General features: G+C 51.2%; 21 protein-coding genes and 1 riboswitch. Of the genes, 9 read left to right on the plus strand and 12 right to left on the minus strand.

Annotation, left to right across the window (positions count from 1 at the left end; translation table 11 throughout):
* Positions 1 to 8: 8 nt before the first annotated feature.
* Genes yycH through yycF form a run of 3 tightly spaced genes read right to left on the minus strand, consistent with a single transcriptional unit; the run spans position 9 to position 3,969 of the window.
* Entirely contained in the window at positions 9 to 1,349 is a 1,341-nt protein-coding gene (gene yycH, locus LPA02S_RS00490) for a two-component system activity regulator YycH (protein WP_054648498.1), read from the minus strand.
* Positions 1,339 to 3,243, minus strand: coding sequence for a cell wall metabolism sensor histidine kinase WalK (gene walK / locus LPA02S_RS00495; protein ID WP_056956488.1), 1,905 nt, complete (start codon positions 3,241 to 3,243; stop codon positions 1,339 to 1,341). Before walK ends, yycH begins: the two co-directional genes overlap by 11 nt.
* A gap of 9 nt (positions 3,244 to 3,252) precedes the next feature.
* Positions 3,253 to 3,969, minus strand: a complete 717-nt coding sequence (gene yycF, locus LPA02S_RS00500) for a response regulator YycF (protein WP_054648496.1) — start codon at positions 3,967 to 3,969, stop codon at positions 3,253 to 3,255.
* Positions 3,970 to 4,099: 130 nt separating this feature from the next.
* Here yycF and LPA02S_RS00505 point away from each other — a divergent pair, with 130 nt between their 5' ends.
* Positions 4,100 to 4,759, plus strand: a complete 660-nt coding sequence (locus LPA02S_RS00505) for an alpha/beta fold hydrolase (RefSeq protein ID WP_056956487.1) — start codon at positions 4,100 to 4,102, stop codon at positions 4,757 to 4,759.
* Positions 4,760 to 4,840: 81 nt separating this feature from the next.
* Here the strand turns inward: LPA02S_RS00505 and LPA02S_RS00510 are convergent, their stop codons facing one another.
* The 4 genes from LPA02S_RS00510 to LPA02S_RS00525 form a co-directional block, all read right to left on the minus strand.
* Positions 4,841 to 5,251 carry a DUF956 family protein gene (locus LPA02S_RS00510; protein ID WP_054648494.1) on the minus strand — a complete coding sequence of 137 codons (411 nt, stop codon included), beginning with the start codon at positions 5,249 to 5,251 and terminating at the stop codon, positions 4,841 to 4,843.
* A gap of 125 nt (positions 5,252 to 5,376) precedes the next feature.
* Positions 5,377 to 6,315 carry a PTS system mannose/fructose/sorbose family transporter subunit IID gene (locus LPA02S_RS00515; protein WP_054648492.1) on the minus strand — a complete coding sequence of 313 codons (939 nt, stop codon included), beginning with the start codon at positions 6,313 to 6,315 and terminating at the stop codon, positions 5,377 to 5,379.
* A gap of 17 nt (positions 6,316 to 6,332) precedes the next feature.
* A complete protein-coding gene (locus LPA02S_RS00520) occupies positions 6,333 to 7,130 on the minus strand; it encodes a PTS mannose/fructose/sorbose transporter subunit IIC (protein WP_054648490.1) in 798 nt (265 codons plus the stop codon).
* A 42-nt stretch (positions 7,131 to 7,172) separates the two neighbouring features.
* Positions 7,173 to 8,147, minus strand: a complete 975-nt coding sequence (locus LPA02S_RS00525) for a mannose/fructose/sorbose PTS transporter subunit IIB (RefSeq protein WP_054648488.1) — start codon at positions 8,145 to 8,147, stop codon at positions 7,173 to 7,175.
* 416 nt (positions 8,148 to 8,563) lie between these two features.
* Positions 8,564 to 8,734, plus strand: a riboswitch (Lysine riboswitch).
* Between the two features lie 165 nt (positions 8,735 to 8,899).
* Between LPA02S_RS00525 and LPA02S_RS00530 the strand changes: the two genes are divergently transcribed.
* The 4 genes from LPA02S_RS00530 to LPA02S_RS00545 all read left to right on the plus strand — a co-directional run bounded on the left by LPA02S_RS00530 (position 8,900) and on the right by LPA02S_RS00545 (position 13,682).
* Complete coding sequence (locus LPA02S_RS00530; RefSeq protein WP_056956486.1) at positions 8,900 to 10,498, plus strand: ABC transporter permease subunit; 1,599 nt, start codon at positions 8,900 to 8,902, stop codon at positions 10,496 to 10,498.
* Positions 10,498 to 11,244 (plus strand): amino acid ABC transporter ATP-binding protein, encoded by a 747-nt coding sequence (locus tag LPA02S_RS00535; RefSeq protein ID WP_056956485.1) that lies wholly within the window; start codon positions 10,498 to 10,500, stop codon positions 11,242 to 11,244. Before LPA02S_RS00530 ends, LPA02S_RS00535 begins: the two co-directional genes overlap by 1 nt.
* A gap of 246 nt (positions 11,245 to 11,490) precedes the next feature.
* Positions 11,491 to 11,814 (plus strand): hypothetical protein, encoded by a 324-nt coding sequence (locus tag LPA02S_RS00540; protein ID WP_225350144.1) that lies wholly within the window; start codon positions 11,491 to 11,493, stop codon positions 11,812 to 11,814.
* 422 nt (positions 11,815 to 12,236) lie between these two features.
* Positions 12,237 to 13,682 carry a DHA2 family efflux MFS transporter permease subunit gene (locus LPA02S_RS00545; RefSeq protein WP_056956484.1) on the plus strand — a complete coding sequence of 482 codons (1,446 nt, stop codon included), beginning with the start codon at positions 12,237 to 12,239 and terminating at the stop codon, positions 13,680 to 13,682.
* 170 nt (positions 13,683 to 13,852) lie between these two features.
* On the opposite strand, the gene LPA02S_RS00550 is transcribed toward LPA02S_RS00545, so the two are convergent.
* Together LPA02S_RS00550 and LPA02S_RS00555 are read right to left on the minus strand one after the other, a co-directional pair.
* The gene (locus LPA02S_RS00550) at positions 13,853 to 14,791 is read right to left on the minus strand and encodes a LacI family DNA-binding transcriptional regulator (protein ID WP_054648484.1); all 939 of its coding nucleotides are present in this window, start codon (positions 14,789 to 14,791) and stop codon (positions 13,853 to 13,855) included.
* 204 nt (positions 14,792 to 14,995) lie between these two features.
* On the minus strand, positions 14,996 to 15,442 hold the full coding sequence (locus LPA02S_RS00555; protein ID WP_056956483.1) for a PTS sugar transporter subunit IIA: 447 nt from the start codon (positions 15,440 to 15,442) through the stop codon (positions 14,996 to 14,998).
* 349 nt (positions 15,443 to 15,791) lie between these two features.
* Between LPA02S_RS00555 and LPA02S_RS00560 the strand changes: the two genes are divergently transcribed.
* Entirely contained in the window at positions 15,792 to 16,499 is a 708-nt protein-coding gene (locus LPA02S_RS00560; protein WP_054648478.1) for a class A sortase, read from the plus strand.
* 175 nt (positions 16,500 to 16,674) lie between these two features.
* Here the strand turns inward: LPA02S_RS00560 and lacB are convergent, their stop codons facing one another.
* From lacB to LPA02S_RS00575, 3 genes are all read right to left on the minus strand, one after another.
* Positions 16,675 to 17,235 carry a galactose-6-phosphate isomerase subunit LacB gene (gene lacB, locus LPA02S_RS00565; RefSeq protein ID WP_420835964.1) on the minus strand — a complete coding sequence of 187 codons (561 nt, stop codon included), beginning with the start codon at positions 17,233 to 17,235 and terminating at the stop codon, positions 16,675 to 16,677.
* A gap of 63 nt (positions 17,236 to 17,298) precedes the next feature.
* Positions 17,299 to 17,727: a galactose-6-phosphate isomerase subunit LacA gene (gene lacA / locus LPA02S_RS00570; RefSeq protein ID WP_054648474.1), complete on the minus strand. Its 429-nt coding sequence runs from the start codon at positions 17,725 to 17,727 to the stop codon at positions 17,299 to 17,301.
* A gap of 47 nt (positions 17,728 to 17,774) precedes the next feature.
* Positions 17,775 to 18,539 carry a DeoR/GlpR family DNA-binding transcription regulator gene (locus tag LPA02S_RS00575; RefSeq protein ID WP_056956482.1) on the minus strand — a complete coding sequence of 255 codons (765 nt, stop codon included), beginning with the start codon at positions 18,537 to 18,539 and terminating at the stop codon, positions 17,775 to 17,777.
* Positions 18,540 to 18,766: 227 nt separating this feature from the next.
* Between LPA02S_RS00575 and LPA02S_RS00580 the strand changes: the two genes are divergently transcribed.
* From LPA02S_RS00580 to LPA02S_RS00590, 3 genes are all read left to right on the plus strand, one after another.
* On the plus strand, positions 18,767 to 19,264 hold the full coding sequence (locus LPA02S_RS00580; RefSeq protein ID WP_054648472.1) for a PTS sugar transporter subunit IIA: 498 nt from the start codon (positions 18,767 to 18,769) through the stop codon (positions 19,262 to 19,264).
* A 46-nt stretch (positions 19,265 to 19,310) separates the two neighbouring features.
* The gene (locus tag LPA02S_RS00585; RefSeq protein ID WP_054648469.1) at positions 19,311 to 19,619 is read left to right on the plus strand and encodes a PTS sugar transporter subunit IIB; all 309 of its coding nucleotides are present in this window, start codon (positions 19,311 to 19,313) and stop codon (positions 19,617 to 19,619) included.
* Positions 19,620 to 19,817: 198 nt separating this feature from the next.
* Positions 19,818 to 21,281, plus strand: coding sequence for a PTS galactitol transporter subunit IIC (locus tag LPA02S_RS00590; protein WP_056956502.1), 1,464 nt, complete (start codon positions 19,818 to 19,820; stop codon positions 21,279 to 21,281).
* Positions 21,282 to 21,353: the final 72 nt, after the last annotated feature.

A 21,353-nucleotide genomic window follows, 5' to 3' on the forward strand; every position in this document is an offset into this window, starting at 1 on the left:
TATCCCCCCTAATTGCCCGTGTTAATGAGCGTCGTAATGTCGACCCGGCCGTCAACCAAATCCGCGTAGTCAACGTAAGTCCCGTTGACGTTCACGTAGTAGGTCGGCATCAAGTTCACTACCAGGCCGCTATTGGTGTCGCGTTGCCACTTGTAGGCCACCGTCAGGTCATCAATATCGCTGGGCTGTGCGCCTAGGCTCTGCAACTTTGCCAACACCTCACTCGCCGCCGGTAGTTCAACCGCGGTTTGTGAGGTCGGTATGGCCGCCTCAAGGTTACTGCCGGAAAATTCAATGCGCTTACTACTCGTTGTGTGCACAACGCGCACGGTGCCGTTCGAGGTTTGGTTGAACACCGGCAACCCGCGGACGTACGTGCGGAACGTGACCGCGCTGTCCTGCGTGCTGTAGCTAAAGTAACGGATTCCCTGAGTGCTGGCAAAGCTGAGGCTCGACAGCGCGTTAAACGCCGAACTAAGCACGCCGCTATACGTTTGTGCCGGAGCTGACGCCGCAAAGTCCTCATACTGCATCAAGCTATCATTTTTATCCACCGCCAAGCGCTGATTACTATTGACGGTGTAGACCGTCTGGTTCCCGATTTGCTTGGTATCCACGGCGCTGGTCGACGTATTATCCGTCATCAGCAAAGAGATGTAATGCGTCGCGCTCTGCTTATCAATCAGGTAGGTTTGTGGCTGCACCGTGATGCTTTGGTCCAGTAATGCCACCTCGTGGTGATCAAAGCGTTGCTCAGTAACTTTGTACTTAGTTGTGGCTGCGCCCAGCAGGTCCGCAATTGCACCGTAATTTGGTTGCTTGATGACCAGCCGCCGGGACGTTTCGTGGTAATCGTTCACCAGGTAAGTCCGTTGGTTCTCGGTGTCAAAAACAATCCGGTCAAAGGAGTAGCTGGCATCGGCTTTGCTATTATCCCCAAAGAACAGTTTGCGCATCAAGGTCCACGATACTGTACCCTGATAGGTTAGCTGCAGTGATTGTGGCTCCGTCAACAAGCGGTCGTACTCAGCCACCGACAACTGCTTTTGCGCACCAACTTTGGCCACGCGCCACTTAGCGACCGCCTTGCGCGCCCGTGCGGCCATCCCCGTGCCCGTCGAACCGAGCTGATACTTTTGCTGCGCACCCTGCCACAACACGCCCGTGGGCAGGAAGGTGTCGCGCTTAATCTCCTGGTTGGTGGTGCGCGTGGTCTTTTCAACCGTCACGTCATTATTCTGTTGCCGGGCAAAGTTTGACGGGTTATACCAGATGAACCAGGTTAGCGCGAGGCTAATGCCGACCAACATGATTAATAACAGTCGTAGTATTAAGCTTCTAAGCTTCATCCCAATCATCCCCCTCGTCGGCTATCGCTTCGTAAGGCAAGGAAATGTAGAAGGTACTACCTTTGCCTTCCTCGGAGTCCACCCAGATACGGCCGCCCATCGCCTCAATAACTTCCTTACTGATTGCGAGTCCCAGGCCGGTCCCTCCCTGCTTACGGGAGCGGGCCTTATCGACCCGGTAGAACCGTTCAAAGACGTGGTTGATGTCCTTGGCCGGAATCCCCAGCCCCTGGTCACTCACGGACAAAATAACATGGTTGTTCGTTTCTACCAACCGGGCGGTAATGGTCCCCCCATCGGGCGAATACTTAATGGCGTTGTTCATGATGTTATCAACCACCTGCATGAACTTATCCTGGTCCACGTCAACCCACAGGCTGCGCTTCGTGATTTCGCGGTTGATGGTGTACTGCTTGTGGGGCTGCTCCTGGTCGTCCACAAAGCCGTGGCGTGATTCACCAGCGTGCTCATTGTCGGTCTGGAGCATCATGTCAAAGCGGTTCAGGATGTAGTTAAAGAACTCGTTGAGGTTGATGGTTTCCATGTCAATTTTGCTCGTACCCATATCCAGTCGCGACAGGGCCAGCAGGTCGTTAATCATCCGGATCATCCGGTCGGTTTCGTCCTGGGTCACCTTGAGGAACTTGGGCGCCAGCTCCGGATCCTGCCAAGCGCCATCATTAAGGGCCTCAATGTAGCTCCGTACTGACGTTAACGGCGTCCGCAGCTCGTGGCTAACGTTGGACACGAATTGACGGCGCTCACGGTCGTTCTTCTGCTGTTCCGTAACGTCATGCAGCACAACAACCAAACCACTAATAAAGCCAGTCTCACGCTGAATCATGGAAAAGTCGGCCCGCAGAATCATTTCTTGGTGATCCTCAGTTTCCATGGTCAGTAACAGTTCCGTCTGGCTGTCCAACAGATCCCGTAACGTGTACTCCTTGTTAATCTTCAGCATCCGCAGAATGGACATACCAATGGCATCCTCATTCTTAATGTTGAGGAAATCCAGGGCCGTTTCGTTGATGATAATCACGTTACCCCGCCGGTCCGTCGCAATCACTCCGTCGGTCATGTGAGCTAGCACGCTGTCCAGCCGCCGCCGCTCGGCTTCGCTGGCCTCCTGTGCCTCCTCCACACGTACAGAAAGGTCGTTGACGGCAATGGCGAGTTGACCCAACTCATCCTGACTATAAACCCGTACCTGGCCGGAGTAATCCCCTTGCGCCATGCGGCTAGCTTGACGCTTCATGGCATCAATGGGGCGCGTGATGGCCCGGCTAATCACGATGGCGATAAAGATACCGAGCAGCACGGCCACCATACTGGCAATGAAGAAGATGCGGGTAATCGAACTGATGTTGTCGTACACCGAATTCATGTTAGCGCGAATGTAAATGGCACCAATCACACTATTGTCATCGCCGGTGGAGTTACTACTCTTCAATGGCGTAATTTTCACGTAGTACGAAGATCCACCCGTGTTGGTGAAGCCCTCGTAGTTCTGGCCCGTGTAGAGGGTATTCTTCACCTGAGTGGAGCCATTCTTTTGCCCAATTTCGGTTTGCGAGTTGACGTTGCTGTCCCCGCGCAAAACCCCTTTGGCATCCACGACCTGAATGTCCGCAGAATTAATGATGCTCGACTCATTGAGGGCATTATGAATTTGGCGGTCAGCCTTGGTCGTGTTGCTCTCCTCCAGGGCGTTGATCACCTTATCCTCGACGTAGGTTTCAATCGTGATTTGGGACTTAAAATTATCAATGTTTTGTTGTTCTAGCTGTTTGACAAAATACGCCCCGATCACCTCGACGGTCACGACGACCACGAGGATGAACACGAGCGCAATTTTGAAGTGAATTGAATGAAAAAACCGGATCTTCTTATTCATGGTGGATGTTTACCCCTGATCAGATTCCGGACTCCGCAGATAGTAACCGACACCGCGACGGGTCATCAACCATTCGGGGTGGCTAGGCGTATCCTCAATCTTCTCACGCAGACGACGCACGGTGACGTCCACCGTCCGGACATCACCAAAGTAGTCGTAACCCCAAACCGTTTGCAGGAGGTGCTCACGGGTCATTACCTGACCCTGATGACGTGCTAGGTAGTGCAGTAGCTCAAACTCTCGGTGCGTGAGTTCGATGTTATCGCCGCGCTTGTTAACCGTGTACGCCTCCGGTTTAATGACCAGATCACCAACTTCAATATCCTTGTTGGCCTCTTCTTGTTCTGTCGGTGCCGGCGTCGAGTCCTGCCGCCGTAAGTTGGCCTTAACCCGGGCTACCAGTTCACGGTTGGAGAATGGCTTAGTGACGTAATCGTCAGCGCCCAGCTCCAGCCCCAGAACCTTATCAATTTCGCTATCCTTAGCGGTCAACATGATAATCGGCACGTCACTGTCCTTGCGAATACGCCGGGCCACTTCCAGACCGTCAATTTTCGGCAACATCAGGTCGAGGAGAATTAAGTCCGGCTGCTCATCAGCAAACTGTTGCAGGGCCGCCTCACCGTCAAACGCGGTGACGACGTCGAAGCCCTCTTTGTTCAAATTGAACTTTACGATATCTGAAATCGGTTTTTCGTCATCAACAACGAGTATTTTCTTAGCCATAATCGGCCCTCCATTTGGTGCTATTCTGTTACTATTATACCGGTAACCCCGGTGAGTCGCAAAAAGACACCCATGGGCACGGTCTACACATAATATTTCCCGGGAAATAAATTGGCGAGGAGACTTCAATATGTACATTACGGTCAATCACACCACCCTGTACTACACCCAGCACGGTAGCGGCCGGCCACTCATCCTGTTACACGGTAACGGCGCGAGCCACACCAGCTTTGCCCAATTAATACCGCAACTCGCCCAGCGGTTCACGGTCTACGCGGTGGACACACGCGATCACGGGCAAAGTAGCACCACTGATTATATTAGTTACCAGCTAATGGCCACCGACCTGGAGCAGTTCATTGAAACCCTACACCTCAATAACCCCACCGTCATTGGCGTCGGTGACGGTGGTATCAGCGCATTGTTAGTCGCCGCACACCGACCACAGCTGATTCACCGCCTCGTGCTGGCTGGTGTGCATACACAGCCACGTGACCTGCGCCTGCAGAAACGGCTCCGGTTAGCAGCTGACTATCTTAGCCGTCCCCGCAAGAAGCTCGGCCTCCAAATGTGGGGGCCCCACATTACTCGGAGAGAACTGGCTGCGGTTGAGGCCCCCACTTTGGTGCTCGCGGGTGCGCAGGACGACATCCACCTCCGCGCGGTACGCCGTCTAGCCAGCGGGATACCTGATGCCCACTTACGGTTAGTACCCCGCGCGACGCACACGTCATACATCGACGACACCGACACCTTCTACCACCTCATTCGGGCGTTCATCAATGCCTAAAAACAGAGTACATCAGCAAAAAGGGCCGCCCCGTTGCAGCACGGTTAATTCCGTGCCCGCAAAGAGGCGGCCCTAATTGATTTACTTACTTGATTTACGGCTGAACCGTTTAGTAACGTTTTGCCACAAGCCCCGAGCGCGCTTACCCATTGTACCGGTGAGTGTCGCCGCCTTGACTAGCTTATCGCTACCCAGATGGTCCCGCATGATGCGCAGGGCTGGCACGGCCTGACTCGCGACAAAGTTAAAACTCCGGCCATCATCGACGTCAATAAAGAAGCCGCGGACGTGCGTCTTCATGTATACCTGTGCCCGAACGCGCTTAACGTTCGCCCACGGAATCATAATGAAGCCACGGCCACTATCGGCACGGAACTCGAGCCCACCGTCACCCAAAATCAGAAAACCCGGCTTGGGGTCACTAGCACTCACCATGGAATTAACCTTAAAGGTCCCCTCCGCGGTATGGTTTAATATTTCCACTTCAACCATGATTATTCCTCCTCATCAACGCCGATCAATCTTGTCGTCCAATCAATTATAGCAAACACCGGTCAAAGAAAAACAGAACCGGCCAATCAGCCGATTCTGCCGTTCAGTTACTTAATGTTGAGACATTATGCGCCGAGGATACCTGCCCAGTAAGCCAGGATACCAACAACGAACAGTGCCAGGATGATAACGATTGGGCTAACTTTCTTCCGCAGCAGCCATACACATAACAGGGTGAGCAGCAAAGGCATCAGACCTGGTGTCAACTGGTCGAAGATATCACCAAGAGTGGTGGTCTTCGTTGGCGTTACGGAGTTCCCACCATTGATGGAAGAAATCACATCGCGAATCTTACCAACAGTGACGTTACCATGGTTAGCAGCGTTTACAAGTGGCGTAAAGTCAACTTGTGCATCCTTGTCAACCTTAACGTTAGAAACAACGGCTGGGAAGTTCATGGTCGTCCAACGAGGAACCAGGACACCCATGATAAACATACCCAAGACAGAAGCACCAACGGTAATCTTCTGTAGCAAACCACCAGACAAGTCGTTGGTGATCGCTTCACCTTGACGGTAGCCCATTTCCTGCGTGAACCACAGGAAGCCCATACGGATAATCTGCCATACAACGAAGAACAGAATAGGACCAAGCCAGCTACCGGACAGGGCAAATGATGCCGTGAAGGCACCCAAGATTGGACGAGCAGTAGCCCAGAACACTGGGTCACCAACACCGGCCAGAGGGCCCATCATACCAACCTTAACACCCTGGATAGTTTGGTCGGTAACGGGAGCACCGTTAGCACGACTTTCTTCCAGAGACATTTCAACACCGAGGATAGGTGCTGCCAGGTATGGGTGAGTGTTAAAGAATTCCAGATGACGCTTCAAAGCAGCGGCACGGTCTTCCTTGCTCTTGTACAGCTTCTTCAGCGCTGGTGCGAGGGCAAAGGCCCAACCAACGTTCTGCATACGTTCGTAGTTCCAGGAAGCCTGGAGGAATTGACTGTTCCAGAAGACCCAGAAACGGTCTGTTTTAGTTAACTTAATTTCATTAGCCATTATTTTTTCCTCCCTTCCTAGTAGTCATTCAGTATGTCGTCGATTGGATCGCCGCCATCGTCAGAGCTGGAACCGCCAGACGTCTTGTTGAATTCTGGGGAAACCTGCAGGAAGAGCAGGGCCAGAACAACACCGATAATACCCATACCAATCAGGGTAATTTCGGACAGGGATGCCAGGGCGAAGCCAAGGAAGAACCAAGGCCACAGAGCTGGCGTAGCCATCATGTTGATAACCATGGCGTACCCAACGGCAACGATCATACCACCACCGACCTTCAAACCGTTGGTAACGATGTCTGGCAAAGCAGCCAGCAAATCAGTCACAACGTGAGTAGGTACGGCCATGATCAGGGCTGCAGGGATAGCAATACGCAGACCCTGCAGGGACAGAGCGATAAAGTGGTATGCGTACACACCGGCAAATGAACCGCGCTTACCAGCAGCATCGGCACCATGAGCCAGGAAGGTAGCAACAGTACGTACCAAGATGGTCAGAACCAGACCGGCAACAGCCAGCGGAATGGCCAAGGCAACACCGTTGGAAACACTGGTGTTCTTAACACATACCAGGATTGCAGCGGCAACGGAAGCCAGGGCGGCATCGGGTGCAACAGCGGCACCAATGTTCATCCAGCCCAAGGCAATCAGTTGGAGAGACCCACCAAGTGCCAGACCTTCAGCTGGGTGGCCAGATGCTAGACCGATCAACGAGCAAGCCAAGATTGGCTGATGGAACTCGAATTGGTCCAAGACACCTTCCATACCAGCGAGGAATGACACAATTAGGATCCCAATAATAGAAAGAAATGACATTGTGGTCCTCCTTATATAATTGCGGACGCGAAGACGCGCCTATTAATAATTAAATCCCGCTTTCTTGATCATGTTATCAAGGTTTTCAGGACTGTCGGCAGGAACCTTACGAACATCGAACTTAACGCCCTTGTTCTTCAGTTCCTTGAATGCATCAACATCCTTCTGGTCTACAGAGAGAACCTTATTGATAACCGTCTTACCCTCAGAGTGCGCCATGGAGCCAATGTTCAGGGATGGAATGTCCACACCTGCATTAATGACCGTCAAAGCGTCCTCAGGGTTTTCAAACAGAATCAACGCCTTCGTGTTACCGAATCGAGGATCGTTATAAACGTCAATAAACTTCTTAATTGGAATGACGTTTGCCTTAACCCCAGGCGGCGCTGCCTCCGTAATCATGGTCTTACGTAACTTGTCGTTTGCGACACCATCAGAAACAACGATAATACGGTTCGGGCCAGTACTCTTGGTCCAACTCGTTGCAACTTGACCATGCAACAGACGTGAGTCAACACGTGCGAGCACAATCTTGATCTTGCCATCACCAACAACCGTACCTTCAGGCAACGCAGCTGCGTGCTTCTTAGCAGCAGGTGCGGCCTTTGGCTTTGGTTCGAGGGCTTCTGGCTTAACCTTAACACCATCGCGTCCAGCAGATACCAGATGTGCGGCCAGTTCGTGAGCGGAGTCCATCGTCAAGCGTGAACCATATGCTTCAATCAGCATAGGTAGGTTCAGACCAGTAACGATAGCCCACTTGTCCTTGTGTTCCTCGAAAATTCCGCTTGCCTGGTTGAATGGTGAGCCACCCCACAAATCAATCAGAAACAAAACGTCATCTTCGGGCTCGAACTTAGTCGTTGCATCCAGAAGATGTTGCTTCAGATCGTCAGGACTTTCGCCGTTCTTGAACGTAACGACTTCGACTTTGTCCTGTTCACCGAAGATCATTTCACCAGACTGCTTGATGCCTGCAGCGAATTCGCCGTGGCTGGCTAGAATGATTCCGACCATTGTTTCGCCTCCCAAAATATTTTTTATTTAGAAAGCCCCGATAATTTTAGGTTTGCCTAAATAATGTAGAATTGCTACCAAACTCGAAATGTAAGGGGTTTTCTTAACATGGTTAAGTATGCCTAGATGGGGACCGTTTTGCAAGCCCTTTCTTGACAAAAACAACTTACTTTTCATGAAACGCCACTGGTACCAACCAAAGACGCGAAAAAGTTTTTTCCACATTTTGTTCACTTTGTTTAATATTGCGAGTATCTGGCAACAATAGGCCCCGTATAGGGTACATTGATTTTTAGGATAGTCTAAAACTGCAATTATCAATCCAGCCATGCCCAGGATAATACTGTATTACGGTTCCAAGTATTGACAGGGTACTCAATTCCGGGTATTTTTATAGCTAACATGAATAAATACCACGACGAAATAGAGGTCGCGGGGAAGACAACAGCTGGACGAGTGGCGGACACGGTGACTCCAGTTGAAAGCAACCCCGCCGAAATGGTTACCCGTCCGTAACGGGAGCCGTTGGGCCGGTTAACGAAAGTTGCCGGACTGTCTTGCTACTGGCAAGGAGCGCTATGATTGTTGGTTTTGCTACTATATATAGTAAGATTGGCGGGCCCATTGAGTTGTTTTTTCAATTCAATGGGTCTTTTTCATACCCCTGTTTCCCCTCACTGGTATGTAGTTACGCACCGTGCGTGACGCTGTCTACCACACTTTGGTGGTAACAAGATGAAGGGAGAACACCAATGAAGAAAGTTTGGCTTGCTATTGTGAGTGTACTAATTCTGGCCGGGATGTGGTTGAACACCCCCGTCCACGACGTTAGTGCCGCTAGCGATAGTCAGTATTTTAAGATCGGTATGGAGGCCGGATACGCACCATTTAACTGGACACAAAATTCCAGTAAGAACGGCGCCGTACGTATTCAGGGTTCCAAGCTCTGGGCAAACGGTTATGACGTTCAGATGGGTAAAAAGGTTGCCCGTGCACTCGGCAAGAAACCCATTGTGGTTAAAACCAAGTGGGACGGACTGTTGCCATCGTTAACGTCGGGCAAAATTGATGCAATCATCGCGGGGATGTCTCCCACTGCGGAACGGCGGAAATCCATCGACTTTACTAACACCTATTACGCCTCGAAATTAACAATCGTCGTGCGTAAGGACTCCAAGTACGCGCACGCAACCAAGTTAACGGATTTCAAAGGCGCTAAGTTAACCGCGCAACTTTCCACCTACCACTACACGGCCATTAAACAGATTAAAGGCGTTCAGCGGCAGTCGGCCATGGACGACTTCCCAGCCATGCGTGTCGCGCTGGAATCCGGCACCATTGATGGATACGTGTCCGAAGTCCCTGAAGGCATTACAGCGGAGAACGCCAACAAGAAGCTGACATACGTCCACTTTGCTAAGAATCAGGGCTTCAAAACTGACCCCAGCGATACGGACTTAGCCATCGGGTTACGCAAAAATGACCCGTACGAAGCCAAAATTAACCGGGTTCTGGCCGGTATCTCCAGCAAGGCGCGTGACCAGATGATGACGCAGGCCGTTAAGAACCAGCCCGTCACCAAGACTAACGGCAACTGGTTTACCAATATCCTGAAGCAGTACGGGGCAATGCTCTTACGTGGTACCGGCATGACGCTGCTCATTGCCTTGGTTGGTACCCTAGTTGGCTTCATCATTGGCCTGCTGGTGGGTGTGGTACGAACAATTCCCCGCGCCAAGAAAGGTGCGCAGCGTGGTTTGCTCGCGGTAGTAAACTGGCTGCTCGCCGTCTACATTGAGGTCTTCCGTGGCACGCCAATGATTGTGCAAGCCGCTGTCCTGTATTACGGTGCCGCGCAAGCATTCGGTGTGAACATGGACCGCACCGTTGCCGCGCTGGTCATCGTGTCGATCAACACCGGGGCGTACATCTCCGAAATTATTCGTGGGGGTATCATTTCCGTGGACAACGGTCAGTTCGAGGCTGCCCACGCGCTCGGCTTTACCCACTGGCAAACGATGACCAAAGTAATCCTGCCACAGGCCATCCGTAACAGTTTGCCGGCGGTTACTAACGAGTTCATCGTGAACATCAAGGACACGTCAGTGCTGTCCATTATCAGTGTGTCCGAGTTGTTCTTCACCGCCGAGACTATTTCCGGACAAAGCTTCCAGTTCTTCCACACGTACCTGATCGTCTGTGGCATTTACCTCATCATGACGTTCACTATTTCCCGGCTGTTCCGCATTATCGAAAAACGTCTCGATGGACCCCAGGACTATAACGTCATGAACAACCAGATGCAGGTCGAAACACCTGAAATCAAAGACACGGAAGGGGATGCTGAATAATGACGGAACCAGCAATGCTCGAAGTACGTAACCTCCAAAAGCGCTTTGGGAACCACGAAGTCCTCAAGGATATCAACCTGTCTGTCACCAAGGGCGAGGTGCTATCAATTATCGGTCGTTCCGGTTCCGGTAAGTCCACCCTGCTGCGTGGACTCAACCTACTGGAGCCACCGACTAGTGGCGAAATCCTTTTTCACGGACAAAACATCCTGGCCGACAACTTTGATTTAATCCAGTACCGCACCAAGGTGGGGATGGTGTTCCAAAACTTCAACCTGTTCAACAACCTCTCCGTACTGGACAACGTGGTTGTACCCCAGGTGACCGTCCTCAAGCGTGATAAGGAGTCCGCAAAGCGCCACGGTCTCGAAATCTTGCAGCAAATGAACATGGCACCGTTTGTTAACGCCAAACCAGCCCAACTATCTGGCGGGCAAAAGCAGCGGGTGGCAATTGCTCGCTCCGTGGCCATGGACCCCGAAATGCTGCTGTTTGACGAACCTACCAGCGCGTTGGATCCCGAGATGGTCGACGATGTCCTCGCCGCCATGCGCGACTTGGCGCGCACCGGATTGACCATGATTGTCGTTACGCACGAAATGGAGTTTGCCCGCGACGTGTCGGACACCGTCATCTTCATGCACGATGGTGTGGTCGGCGAACAAGGAACTCCCGAGCAGCTATTTGGTAACCCACAGGAAGATAGTACTAAGGACTTCCTGAAACGCTACTTGAACCGCGCGTAACGCCTATTAATAATTAAATTAATGTAGACAAACACCCCGGGCAGGTCCACCCGGGGTGTTTGTCGATTATTTCCCGGGAAATAATTACCCGCATATCAACTCGGTGAGGCTAATCCTTTCCCAAAAGCCGTACTACCATCTTTTTTCACCAGTAATGGCGCACCATCTACAATCACAATCACGAAAGATTGTCAGCAGGGCCTTTTTCGCCTAATATGGTGTTAACATAGCCGTGGGAGGAACATTATGGACGTTTTTCAGGCACTGAAACTATTACAGGTGAATCACCAGCCTGCCAGTCAACGCGAACTCGTGGTCACGGACCCGACCGGCAAGCCGGACGCGACCATGTCCGCCCTGCTCGCAGACGTTTTGGGCAAATTGGCCATCTTTGGCGATTTGGATAATGCACACTCACCTGAAGAGCTCATCAACCAGCTCCACGCGGTAACGCCGCTACCCAGCGATGTGCTTGCAGAATACGATAAGATCCTCACACAGCGACTCGAACACATCAACTTTGCCACACACAAACAAATCATCGAACTGGTCTACCACCCATTCGTATAAGTAATTCGCATTCATTGGCCGTCCGCAACGCAATTTGTGGGCGGCTTTTTACTAGTTACTTTCATTTTTAGACTGCTTGCTAATCGTTGCACGACCCGGAATGAACGAATCGTGATTACATAAATCCAGTTTACTTGGTGCCTATTTGCAAAAAACACTTACACAAAAACTTTTTTTCTGTTAATATAACCAATTGTTGAAACGCACCATCACCAATTGCGTGGGTGTCGTCAAGTCCGGATTGTCCGTTTCGATAACGGTCCGGGCTCACAGGGGACGGCACCAGCAATTCATTCGGGATACTTATGCGCCCCGCGCGTCTATTGGTAATCAGTGTCGCTGTTTTTGATCAAGCGTATAGACTAGCAGCCTGGTCGTTACCGGACCGCTATTTTTTATGCGTCAGAGGAGGAGCACTACCAATGGAACAAGTATCAAGCACCCCCATCAACCTGGATAAAGCACGGGTTGATGTCCGCCACCCAATGCTGGCAATGATCAGCATGTGGGTCGGCGCATTTATCGGTATGTTCAGTGAAACATCCCTGAACATCGCCCTACCCAGCCTAATGAAGAGTTTAGGCGTCAGCACTGCTACCGTTCAGTGGCTCGTGACTGGCTACATGTTGGTTATCGGTATTGTTTTACCGTTTTCTAGTTTTCTGACCAAGTGGTTTACCACCCGTCAATTGATCATCTTTGGTCTGGCCGACTTCATTGTCGGTGCCGTAGTTGCGGCCACCGCCAGCACCTTCCCCGTACTATTAGTGGGTCGGATGATTCAGGGTATCGGCACGGGTATTATCCTGCCGCTCATGTTCACGGTGGCAATGTCCATCTTCCCGCCCCACAAACTGGGCACCGCAATGGGGACTAACGCACTGGTCATCATGTTTGCTCCGGCCATCGGACCAACCCTGACCGGGATCATTCTGGCCAAGTTATCGTGGCAGTGGATTTTCTGGATCTTTGTCCCGGTTCTCGCAGTGGGTCTGATTTTTGCCTTTACCAGCCTCAAAAACGTGGGTAACATCACCAAGCCTAAAGCCGATTTCCTGTCGATGGCAGAATCCGTCGTTGGTTTTTCCGCAATCGTCTTTGGCGTTAGCTCCGCCAGTGCACAGGGTTGGGGATCACCCATCGTGATTGTCGCCCTCCTACTCGGCCTGATTGTCCTTGGACTGTACGCATACCGTCAGCTGCACCTGGAAACACCGGTGCTGAACCTGCGCGCGTTCAAGATTCCGGCCTTCACTACTGGCGCATTGCTGGTCATGATTGACTTTGGTATCATCCTGTCCGCAATGTACTTGCTACCAATGTACATCCAGAATGGTTTGGGCCTCGTCGTTGCGCTAACCGGGATTATCATGTTACCGGGTGGTGTGATGAACGCCCTCGTTTCCGCGCTGGCTGGTCGACTCTATGACCGGTTAGGTGCAAAGGGGCCGGCGCGCATCGGTTTCATCATCGCCTTTGTCGGTGCTATGATGTTGGCTACTGCCAGCACGACGAGTTCCATCGCGTACGTAATCGCGGCCCACGTTATCATCATGATTGGCGCCCCGCTCGCGATGTCACCATCACAGACCTACGCGTTGAACTCGCTAACTGGTGCGCTGTCCGCCGATGGTAGCACCATCATGAACACCATGCAGCAGATTATCGGTGCAATTGCTACGGCCGTCGCCACCAGCCTGCTCGGTATCGGCCAAGCAGCGTACAGCGGCCACAGCTCTGCCGCTGCATTTACGAACGGTGTCCACTACGGCGCGTACTTCACGGTGGCGCTGACTGTGGCTGGCTTCATCATCGCTTTGTTCATTAAGCGGCCACAATATAGTGAAGACGTAAAGACCGAACAATAACGTTTAAGCATCAATAAAGGACGACAATATCCTCTCGCCTCAACGTCGGTAGATCAACTATCAACGGTGAGACATGGCAGGATAATGTCGTCCTTTTTCGTATTAAATTTTTTCTCGGAACGATTAGCTCCGGCATCCTTTCACCGCACGTAATGTTCCACATGAAGCAATCACCGTGGAATAAAGTCCGAATGTACCGGGAACTGCCCCTCGGCCGCGCCAATAGCTAAGCGTAACGCCGCCGCACCCACGTCACGAAAGTGGTGGTCAATCGTGGGGATGCCCAGCAATTGGCCTGACAGTTGGTTTTCTTGGCCCATGACTGTTGGTGGTGTCAGGTGACCATCACGATAATACTGTAAAACCCCAGCTGCAATATCATCCCCGTTAGCAAAGATGAAGTCCGGCGCTAAATTATTGGTGCCGTAGTATTCCGCAGCGGCGTACCCGTCATCGTAAGACATCACTCCTGTCCGAATAAGGCTGGGCTCGGGCTCAACGCCAAACACATCTTTGTACGCGGTAATCGTAGCACTACTGGTCGCACTAATATCGATATCTCGTGGTAATACTAGCCCCACCCGTCGGTAATGACGCCGTTGAACCCAACGGAACGCCGCGCGGTACGACGGGCCACGTTCCGTAAACGCCGCACTAATATCAATCTGACCGGGATCGTGGCAAACTACCACCTCACCGTATTGTTTGTATGGCACCATGTCCGCAACTGGCATGGTGTGCGACGTAAAAATGAGGCCATCAAATGCGTGCCGGCGAAGCTGATCCAAATAGCCGTGCTCCACCACGGCATCGTACTTCGACGGTAGCATCAGCACGTTGTACCCCGCTGCAAAGGCGGCTGCCATAATACCCCGCACGATGTCGGTGTAGTACGGGTGGTCAATATTGGGTACGACCACCCCAATGTTCATCGTCCGACCACGGCTCAAATCCCGTGCCACGTCATTCGGCACGTAATCGAGCTCCGCAATCACCTTCTGGATGTTCTTCCGCACCTCATCTGAAACATAGTTCTTGTGGTTCAACACCCGTGAGACGGTGGAAACCGAGTAGCCACTAATCCGAGCTACATCACGAATTGTTGTCATTACGGCCCCACCCTCCTAGATTGCTTTGCCACCGCGTTCAACCGTTTTCATAGTACAGTATAACATGCGCATCGGGGAACCAAGGCTGGGAGGCGACCCACCCTGGAGCTCCCCGCTACGCATGTTATGTGAGCGGGCGTCATTCACGACGCACATTAATTATCCGGTTGCTACCAACGTTCACTATCCTTGCCTGGGTAGGCATTAACGGTTAATCTCTTTCCAAAGGGTCTTGAGACCGGCATTACTGCCCTTCAAGGAATCTAGCTCCTCAATATGGTCACTGATTGCCACCCGTGCGTTATTCAACATGTTTTGGTACTCGTCATCCGCGTCCACTGGTAATACAATGGCCACCGCAATGTCCACGCGACTGTTATCGTCACCCCACAGCACCGGTGCAGCAAAGCTCATAATGACCGCCTCGGGATGGGCAATTGCACTTGAAGTTGCATGCAGAATCACGGCTTCATCGCCAATGATAATGGCGTCCTGCGCCCCGCTAGCAAAGAAACCACTCTTCAGTTCCTGTTCGGCAACGTCTAACTTGGTCGCCGCGCGGTTTGCAATGACCTTCAGGGCCTCTAATTCACTGTTTTCATCGAGTTCAATGTTCGCAACAACGTTCTTCTTCTTCAATAGTGTCAGCATCACAATTTCCTCCTCGTAGTTGAGCTCACCCCGCTCTGGATGCCGTCATGGCAACCCATACACATGGTGACGCTCCGTTTCATTTCAGTTATCCCTGCAGGTGTGGTGCGCAACCCCGCGGTGGTTGCAACCCCTTTCAACCTTGCAAACATAGTGTAATTTGTCGAACGCGTTTCAGGTCAAGCACTTATTGCAATTTTTTTGATTTTTATTTTATACGCGAAAATCGCGGTGGCGCATTGCCCACCATCGCCGATATTGTTATTCTTATTACTAGTTGTTATAATGATGTTATCAACTAACAAAAAGTAAGAGCACATGATTGACTGCGCTCGTGGAGGGTACGAAGATGGCAAAGCAACAGCGTCCTGGGCGCAAACACGTTTGGCTTTGGCGAATTGTAATCACATTGTTGTTAGTGGTGGGCCTAGCGCTGACGTTCAACCAGCAGATCAAGGTCTTCACGATTAACTTACTGTCGCAAAACCAATACGGTTCGGCGCAGAAGCTTTCGAGCACGGACATTCAAAGAAACAAGCGTAAGCACGCCAACTACGACTTTAAGCAGGTCAACGCGCTGGACATCAGCACGGTCACCAAAGCGGCCACGGACAAGAACCTCAATCCCATTGGCCTCCTATCCATCCCCAGCGTTAAAATCGATCTCCCCATTTTAGCGGGGCTAAGCAACGAGAATCTGGCGGTCGGTGCTGCCACCATGAAGTCCGACCAACAGATGGGCAAGGGCAACTACGCCCTGGCCGGCCACCACATGGCGAACAAATCGATACTCTTTTCACCCCTAACGAAGATTAAGTTGGGTGACAAGATTTATATTACCGATAAACAGTACGTCTACACCTACAAGGTCACGCTCAGTAAGACGGTGTACAAGACCCAGGTGCAGTATATTGACGACGTCAAGGGCAAGAAGCTCATTACCCTAGTCACTTGTGCTTCTTCACTCGCGGGTGAAGAAGACCGGCACATTGTGCAAGGCCAATTGGTCAGCAAGCAGAAGGCGACTAATGCCCGGCTGGCGGTATTTAGCAAGTAGGATAGAGCTCGTACAAGCAAACCTAAACCAAAAATCGCGCCACCCCAGAAAAATCCGGGGTGGCGCAATTTTGGTTTGGTTTAGTTCCAAGGAGTTTGACTTGTTAAGACTAGTTGCTATGTTAGGCTACCCCACGCGCACGGGTGATGCGCTACGGATAGTCCGCTCCACGATATTAGTCGTGGTAGACGCCCTCGGACCACTTCTCGTTTTCTTCGTCAAAGAAGTGTGGGTTGTCCTTCTGGTCAGGGTTAGGCGTAGCAATGCCGTCAATTTTGGCAATCAAAGCCTTGTTTTCGTCTGATGGCTTGTACTCTGCGTTCAGGTAGTAGTCAACGATGTCAAAGACAAAGTCACGACCCAAAACAATCCCACCAAAGCCCAAGACATTGGCGTTCAACTGTTCCTTTGCGTAAACGGCCTGCGTAATATCGCCAACCATCGCGGCACGGATGCCTTCGTTCTTGTCGGCGGCGGTACTGATACCGATCCCCGTACCACAAAGGACAATACCAAGATCAGCACGGCCATCGGCAACATCTTCGGCAACCCGCTTACCATAAATTGGGTAGTGAGTCCGCGTGTGGTCGTAAGTCCCTTCGTCGATTACCTGGTAGCCTTCATCCTTCAAGTGGTCGGAAATCAGCTGCTTCAGGTCCGTAACAATGTGGTCGTTCCCGAGTGCAATAACCTTGTGCTTGTTGTTCTTAGCGTCTGCAAATTCTGGTGCCGGCATATCTTTCTCTAACATTGAGTATTCCTCCTAAAATAATCTGAATTAAATCATCAGAACGATGAACTAAATCATCTTTTCTAGCATGTCCAGGCGAACCTGGTGACGTCCACCAGCGTATTCCGTATCCAGGTAACGCTGGATAATCGTGTACGCAAGCTTCTCGCCCACAATGCCGGAGCCCAACGCAATTGCTTTGGCACCATTGTGCATCGCCGTCATGTGACCAGTACGTTCTTCGTTGACGTTAGCCGTCACCATGCCCTTAACTTTGTTGCTGGCCATGGCACTACCAACCCCATATTCGTCAAACATAATGGCCTTCTTCACGCCGTTTTCCAGTACCTGCTTGGTAACAGCCAGGGAGGAGTCAACAAAGTCGGCGGCAGGTTCCTCGGTCACGTCGATTACGTGGTAGTCCCGGTCCTGCAAGTACTGCTTAACCTTCTCTTTGAGTTCAAAACCAGCTTTGTCGGATCCAATTACAACATCCATCAGACATATCTCCTTTAAAAAAATTTGTTAACAATAATACCCTACGTTTAAGCGGTCAACACTTGGGTGTGCCGACCGTAGTCAACCCGCTGACCAGCATCGATGCCGTCATCCGTAATCATGGCGGTAACGTCGTCCAAACTGTAGAAGGCGTAGAAGTCTTCCGTATCCAGCTTGGAGTGGTCCGCCAGGATGTAACGTTTGCCAGCATTGGCTAACGCCAGCCGCTGCACCTGGCCCTCATCGGCGTTAGCGTTGCTAATCACCCCGTCGCAAACCCCGTTCGCCGATACGAACGCCTTGTTGCTCCGCAGGTTCTGTAGCATCTCTACCGCCAGGTTACCAATGAACGCACCACTATGGTCACGGTAAGTTCCACCAACGAGGCATAATTCATAACGGTCGGCGTACCCCTTCCAGGTTTCAAAGACGGGGAGGCTGTTGGTTACGATCCGCACATCGCTAATAGATAGGTAATCAGCGATGAATTCGTTGGTCGTCCCTGGTCCGATGAAGACCGTATCGCCGGGCTCAATCAGGCTCGCGGCTGTGGCTGCAATTTGACGCTTCTCGTCAACGTGTAATTCACGTTTTTCCAGTCGCGTCAGCTCCTGACTTTGCTCCTGGGCTAACCGCGGGCTCTGCGCGCCACCATGTACCCTAATTACTGCGTTGTTCTCGGCCAGCTCGGCCAAGTCGCGGCGAACAGTCATAGTAGAAACATGTAATGTCTGTCCGATTTCGTTAACGGTGACGATACCCTTACGGTCAACCAAGTTGCGGATTGTCAGTAATCGTTGTCGTTTTAACACACGCGCATCACCTCCTCAGGCTAGTTCGTTTGTGTTCGTATTTGTTTATACCGATAGTACACTGATAAGTTATCACCAGTTGAAAGCCTTGTCAATGCTTTTAAAAAGCTTTTGTAACCGCTATAAAAAAAGCGCTTTACGGGGTTGACTCATGAAAACGCTTGTATATAATTAAGAGTGTAATCTGGTAAACACAAACGAACAAAAATTAACGGAGGTGATGCCGCATGCCCGATGTAGCAAACAAGACGCTCTTCGATCCCACGGCGGTATTCGTAACTGAGCAGACAACACAGGAAGGAATCTTCAAGGAAGTTTCCGACCAATTACTGGCTAAGCAGTACGTGAAGCCAGAGTTTCTGAAGAACCTGTGGGAACGCGAGCAAAACTATCCCACGGGGATCGATATGTCCGTCGTCAATCCCGACTTTCCCAACGTAGCAATCCCGCACACGGAGGGTAATTTCGTCAACGTACGGCTAGTTGTTCCTATTAAACTTACTAAGCCGGTTGACTTCGGGAATATGATCGAGCCAGCTGATAAGTTTCCCGTCTCGTTCCTGTTCATGATTTTGAACAACGACCCCGACGGCCAGGCCAACGTTTTGTCGGAGATTATGGGTTTCCTCACCTCAACACCCGCTGAGGACCTGGAGTACTTCTTCAACGAAACTAATCGGGCAGCAATCTACTCGTTCTTGAACACCTTTTTCAATCAGGAGTAACAATCACCATATAAGGTAACTAACAACCAATTAGGAGGAATTTATCATGACAGTACGTATTCTTGCAGCATGTGGCGCCGGTGTTAACTCAAGTCACCAGATTAAGGACGCTTTGGAAAGTGAAATGAAGAAGCGTGGCTACGACGTACACTGTGACGCCATTATGATTAAGGACTTGAACGAAGACATGATGGACAAGTACGACATCTACGCACAGATTGCGAAGACCGACATGTCCTTCACACCCAAGATTCCCGTTGTTGATGCCGGCGCTATCCTCTACCGGATGCCAGCAATGAGCAAGCCTGTCTTTGACAAAGTAGAAAGCATCATCAAGAGCGAGGGCCTGAACTAACGCCTGCCGCTCCCATATACAACTTTGGTAAAGGACTGCCACGTAGCCCTTTACCCCGTACTTATCTAATTTCTGGGTTCCACTTATTTAGCAGTTAAAAAACTGCGCTGTTTCTTTCTATATTATTCTGTTGGGTTTTATGGCAATATCGCAGTTGACCGCTGCGTTACATTCTCAAAGGGGTGAGATGTACCTATGCTGCAATTTATTATTCATTGGTCTAACGTGATCTTTAAACCAATCATCGACCTCGGCGCCGCACCTATGATGTTAATCATCTTGACGCTGATTGCTTGGGCCATTGGGGTTAAGTTCACGAAGGCCCTCGAAGGTGGTATTAAGTTAGCCATCGCGTTGACCGCCATCGGTGACGTTATCAACTTGCTGACTGGCGAATACAGTACCGCCTTGAAAGCATTCGTTAAGTCCACTGGGATCAACCTGAGTGTTACCGACTTGGGTTGGGCGCCTCTGGCCACTATCACTTGGGGTTCTCCATACACACTGTTCTTCCTGGCCCTATTAGTAATTGTGAACTTGATTATGTTGGCTCTGAAGCTAACCGACACGCTGGACGTTGATATCTTCGATGTTTGGCACATGTCCTTTACCGGCTTGATGGCCATCTTCTTCGGTGCTAACCTGTTGACCGCTACGTTGCTGGTTATCTTCATCGGTGTTATGAAGATCTTCAACTCTGACTTGATGAAGCCAACCTTCAACGACTTGCTGGACAACTGGGACAACCCAATGACCACGACCCACTTGAACTACATGATGAACCCTGTAATCATGGTGTTCGACAAGTTGTTCGACGTTATCTTCCCATGGCTCGACAAGTTCGACTTTGACGCTGCTAAGTTGAACGAAAAGATTGGGTTCTGGGGCAGCCGTTTCGCCATTGGTATTTACCTCGGGATCTTCGTTGGTTTGATGGCACACCAGGGTATCGGCCAAATCTTCACTCTGAGCTTTGTTGCTGGTGCCTGCCTGGAACTATTCTCCATTATCGGTTCTTGGTTCATTGCTTCCGTTGAACCACTGTCACAAGGTGTTACCGACCTGGCTAACAAGCGTCTGAACGGACGTGTGCTGAACATCGGTCTTGACTGGCCATTCATCGCCGGCCGTGCCGAAGTTTGGGCCGCTGCCAACGTTTTGGCACCAATCATGTTGCTGGAATCCCTGGTTCTGCCAGGTAACAAGATCCTGCCTTTGGGTGGTATCATCGCCATGGGTGTTACCCCAGCGCTGCTGGTTGTCACCCGTGGTCGTATCCTCCGCATGGTTATCATTGGGGCCTTGGAACTGCCTATCTTCCTCTGGGCTGGTACCCTGTCCGCGCCATTCGTTACCAAGATGGCTAAGCAGGTTGGTGCCTTCCCTAAGAACCTGGGTTCTGGTCAGCAGATTGCCGAATCCACCAAGGAAGGTCCTCTGGAACAATTCCTGGGCTACCTGCTTGGTAAAGGTCAAGGTGGCGATATGAAGATGCTCCTATTCTTCTTCCTCGCACTGGCCGCATACCTGCTACTCTTCCTGTGGTACCGTAAGCAAATGCTCAAGCGGAACCAGGAATACTCCGACCAGGGTCACCACGTTAACGACAGCGTTAAACTACGTAAGACTAACGCAGCTGAAGCCGCTAAGGGCGACGCTTAATTAACTAAGGTGGAACTACGTCGCTAACAGATCGACGTATAACCCACACCGCGTAATTCGCGGTGTGGGTTT

Origin of the sequence: Lacticaseibacillus pantheris DSM 15945 = JCM 12539 = NBRC 106106 (assembly GCF_001591865.1) — a bacterium.
Taxonomy (GTDB): domain Bacteria; phylum Bacillota; class Bacilli; order Lactobacillales; family Lactobacillaceae; genus Lacticaseibacillus; species Lacticaseibacillus pantheris.

Excerpts from the sequence above, each read along its gene's own strand:
- yycH (WP_054648498.1), bottom strand. The coding sequence starts at position 1,349 with ATGAAGCTTAGAAGCTTAATACTACGACTGTTATTAATCATGTTGGTC.
- walK (WP_056956488.1), bottom strand. The coding sequence starts at position 3,243 with ATGAATAAGAAGATCCGGTTTTTTCATTCAATTCACTTCAAAATTGCG.
- yycF (WP_054648496.1), bottom strand. The coding sequence starts at position 3,969 with ATGGCTAAGAAAATACTCGTTGTTGATGACGAAAAACCGATTTCAGAT.
- LPA02S_RS00505 (WP_056956487.1), top strand. The coding sequence starts at position 4,100 with ATGTACATTACGGTCAATCACACCACCCTGTACTACACCCAGCACGGT.
- LPA02S_RS00510 (WP_054648494.1), bottom strand. The coding sequence starts at position 5,251 with ATGGTTGAAGTGGAAATATTAAACCATACCGCGGAGGGGACCTTTAAG.
- LPA02S_RS00515 (WP_054648492.1), bottom strand. The coding sequence starts at position 6,315 with ATGGCTAATGAAATTAAGTTAACTAAAACAGACCGTTTCTGGGTCTTC.
- LPA02S_RS00520 (WP_054648490.1), bottom strand. The coding sequence starts at position 7,130 with ATGTCATTTCTTTCTATTATTGGGATCCTAATTGTGTCATTCCTCGCT.
- LPA02S_RS00525 (WP_054648488.1), bottom strand. The coding sequence starts at position 8,147 with ATGGTCGGAATCATTCTAGCCAGCCACGGCGAATTCGCTGCAGGCATC.
- LPA02S_RS00530 (WP_056956486.1), top strand. The coding sequence starts at position 8,900 with ATGAAGAAAGTTTGGCTTGCTATTGTGAGTGTACTAATTCTGGCCGGG.
- LPA02S_RS00535 (WP_056956485.1), top strand. The coding sequence starts at position 10,498 with ATGACGGAACCAGCAATGCTCGAAGTACGTAACCTCCAAAAGCGCTTT.
- LPA02S_RS00540 (WP_225350144.1), top strand. The coding sequence starts at position 11,491 with ATGGACGTTTTTCAGGCACTGAAACTATTACAGGTGAATCACCAGCCT.
- LPA02S_RS00545 (WP_056956484.1), top strand. The coding sequence starts at position 12,237 with ATGGAACAAGTATCAAGCACCCCCATCAACCTGGATAAAGCACGGGTT.
- LPA02S_RS00550 (WP_054648484.1), bottom strand. The coding sequence starts at position 14,791 with ATGACAACAATTCGTGATGTAGCTCGGATTAGTGGCTACTCGGTTTCC.
- LPA02S_RS00555 (WP_056956483.1), bottom strand. The coding sequence starts at position 15,442 with ATGCTGACACTATTGAAGAAGAAGAACGTTGTTGCGAACATTGAACTC.
- LPA02S_RS00560 (WP_054648478.1), top strand. The coding sequence starts at position 15,792 with ATGGCAAAGCAACAGCGTCCTGGGCGCAAACACGTTTGGCTTTGGCGA.
- lacB (WP_420835964.1), bottom strand. The coding sequence starts at position 17,235 with ATGCCGGCACCAGAATTTGCAGACGCTAAGAACAACAAGCACAAGGTT.
- lacA (WP_054648474.1), bottom strand. The coding sequence starts at position 17,727 with ATGGATGTTGTAATTGGATCCGACAAAGCTGGTTTTGAACTCAAAGAG.
- LPA02S_RS00580 (WP_054648472.1), top strand. The coding sequence starts at position 18,767 with ATGCCCGATGTAGCAAACAAGACGCTCTTCGATCCCACGGCGGTATTC.
- LPA02S_RS00585 (WP_054648469.1), top strand. The coding sequence starts at position 19,311 with ATGACAGTACGTATTCTTGCAGCATGTGGCGCCGGTGTTAACTCAAGT.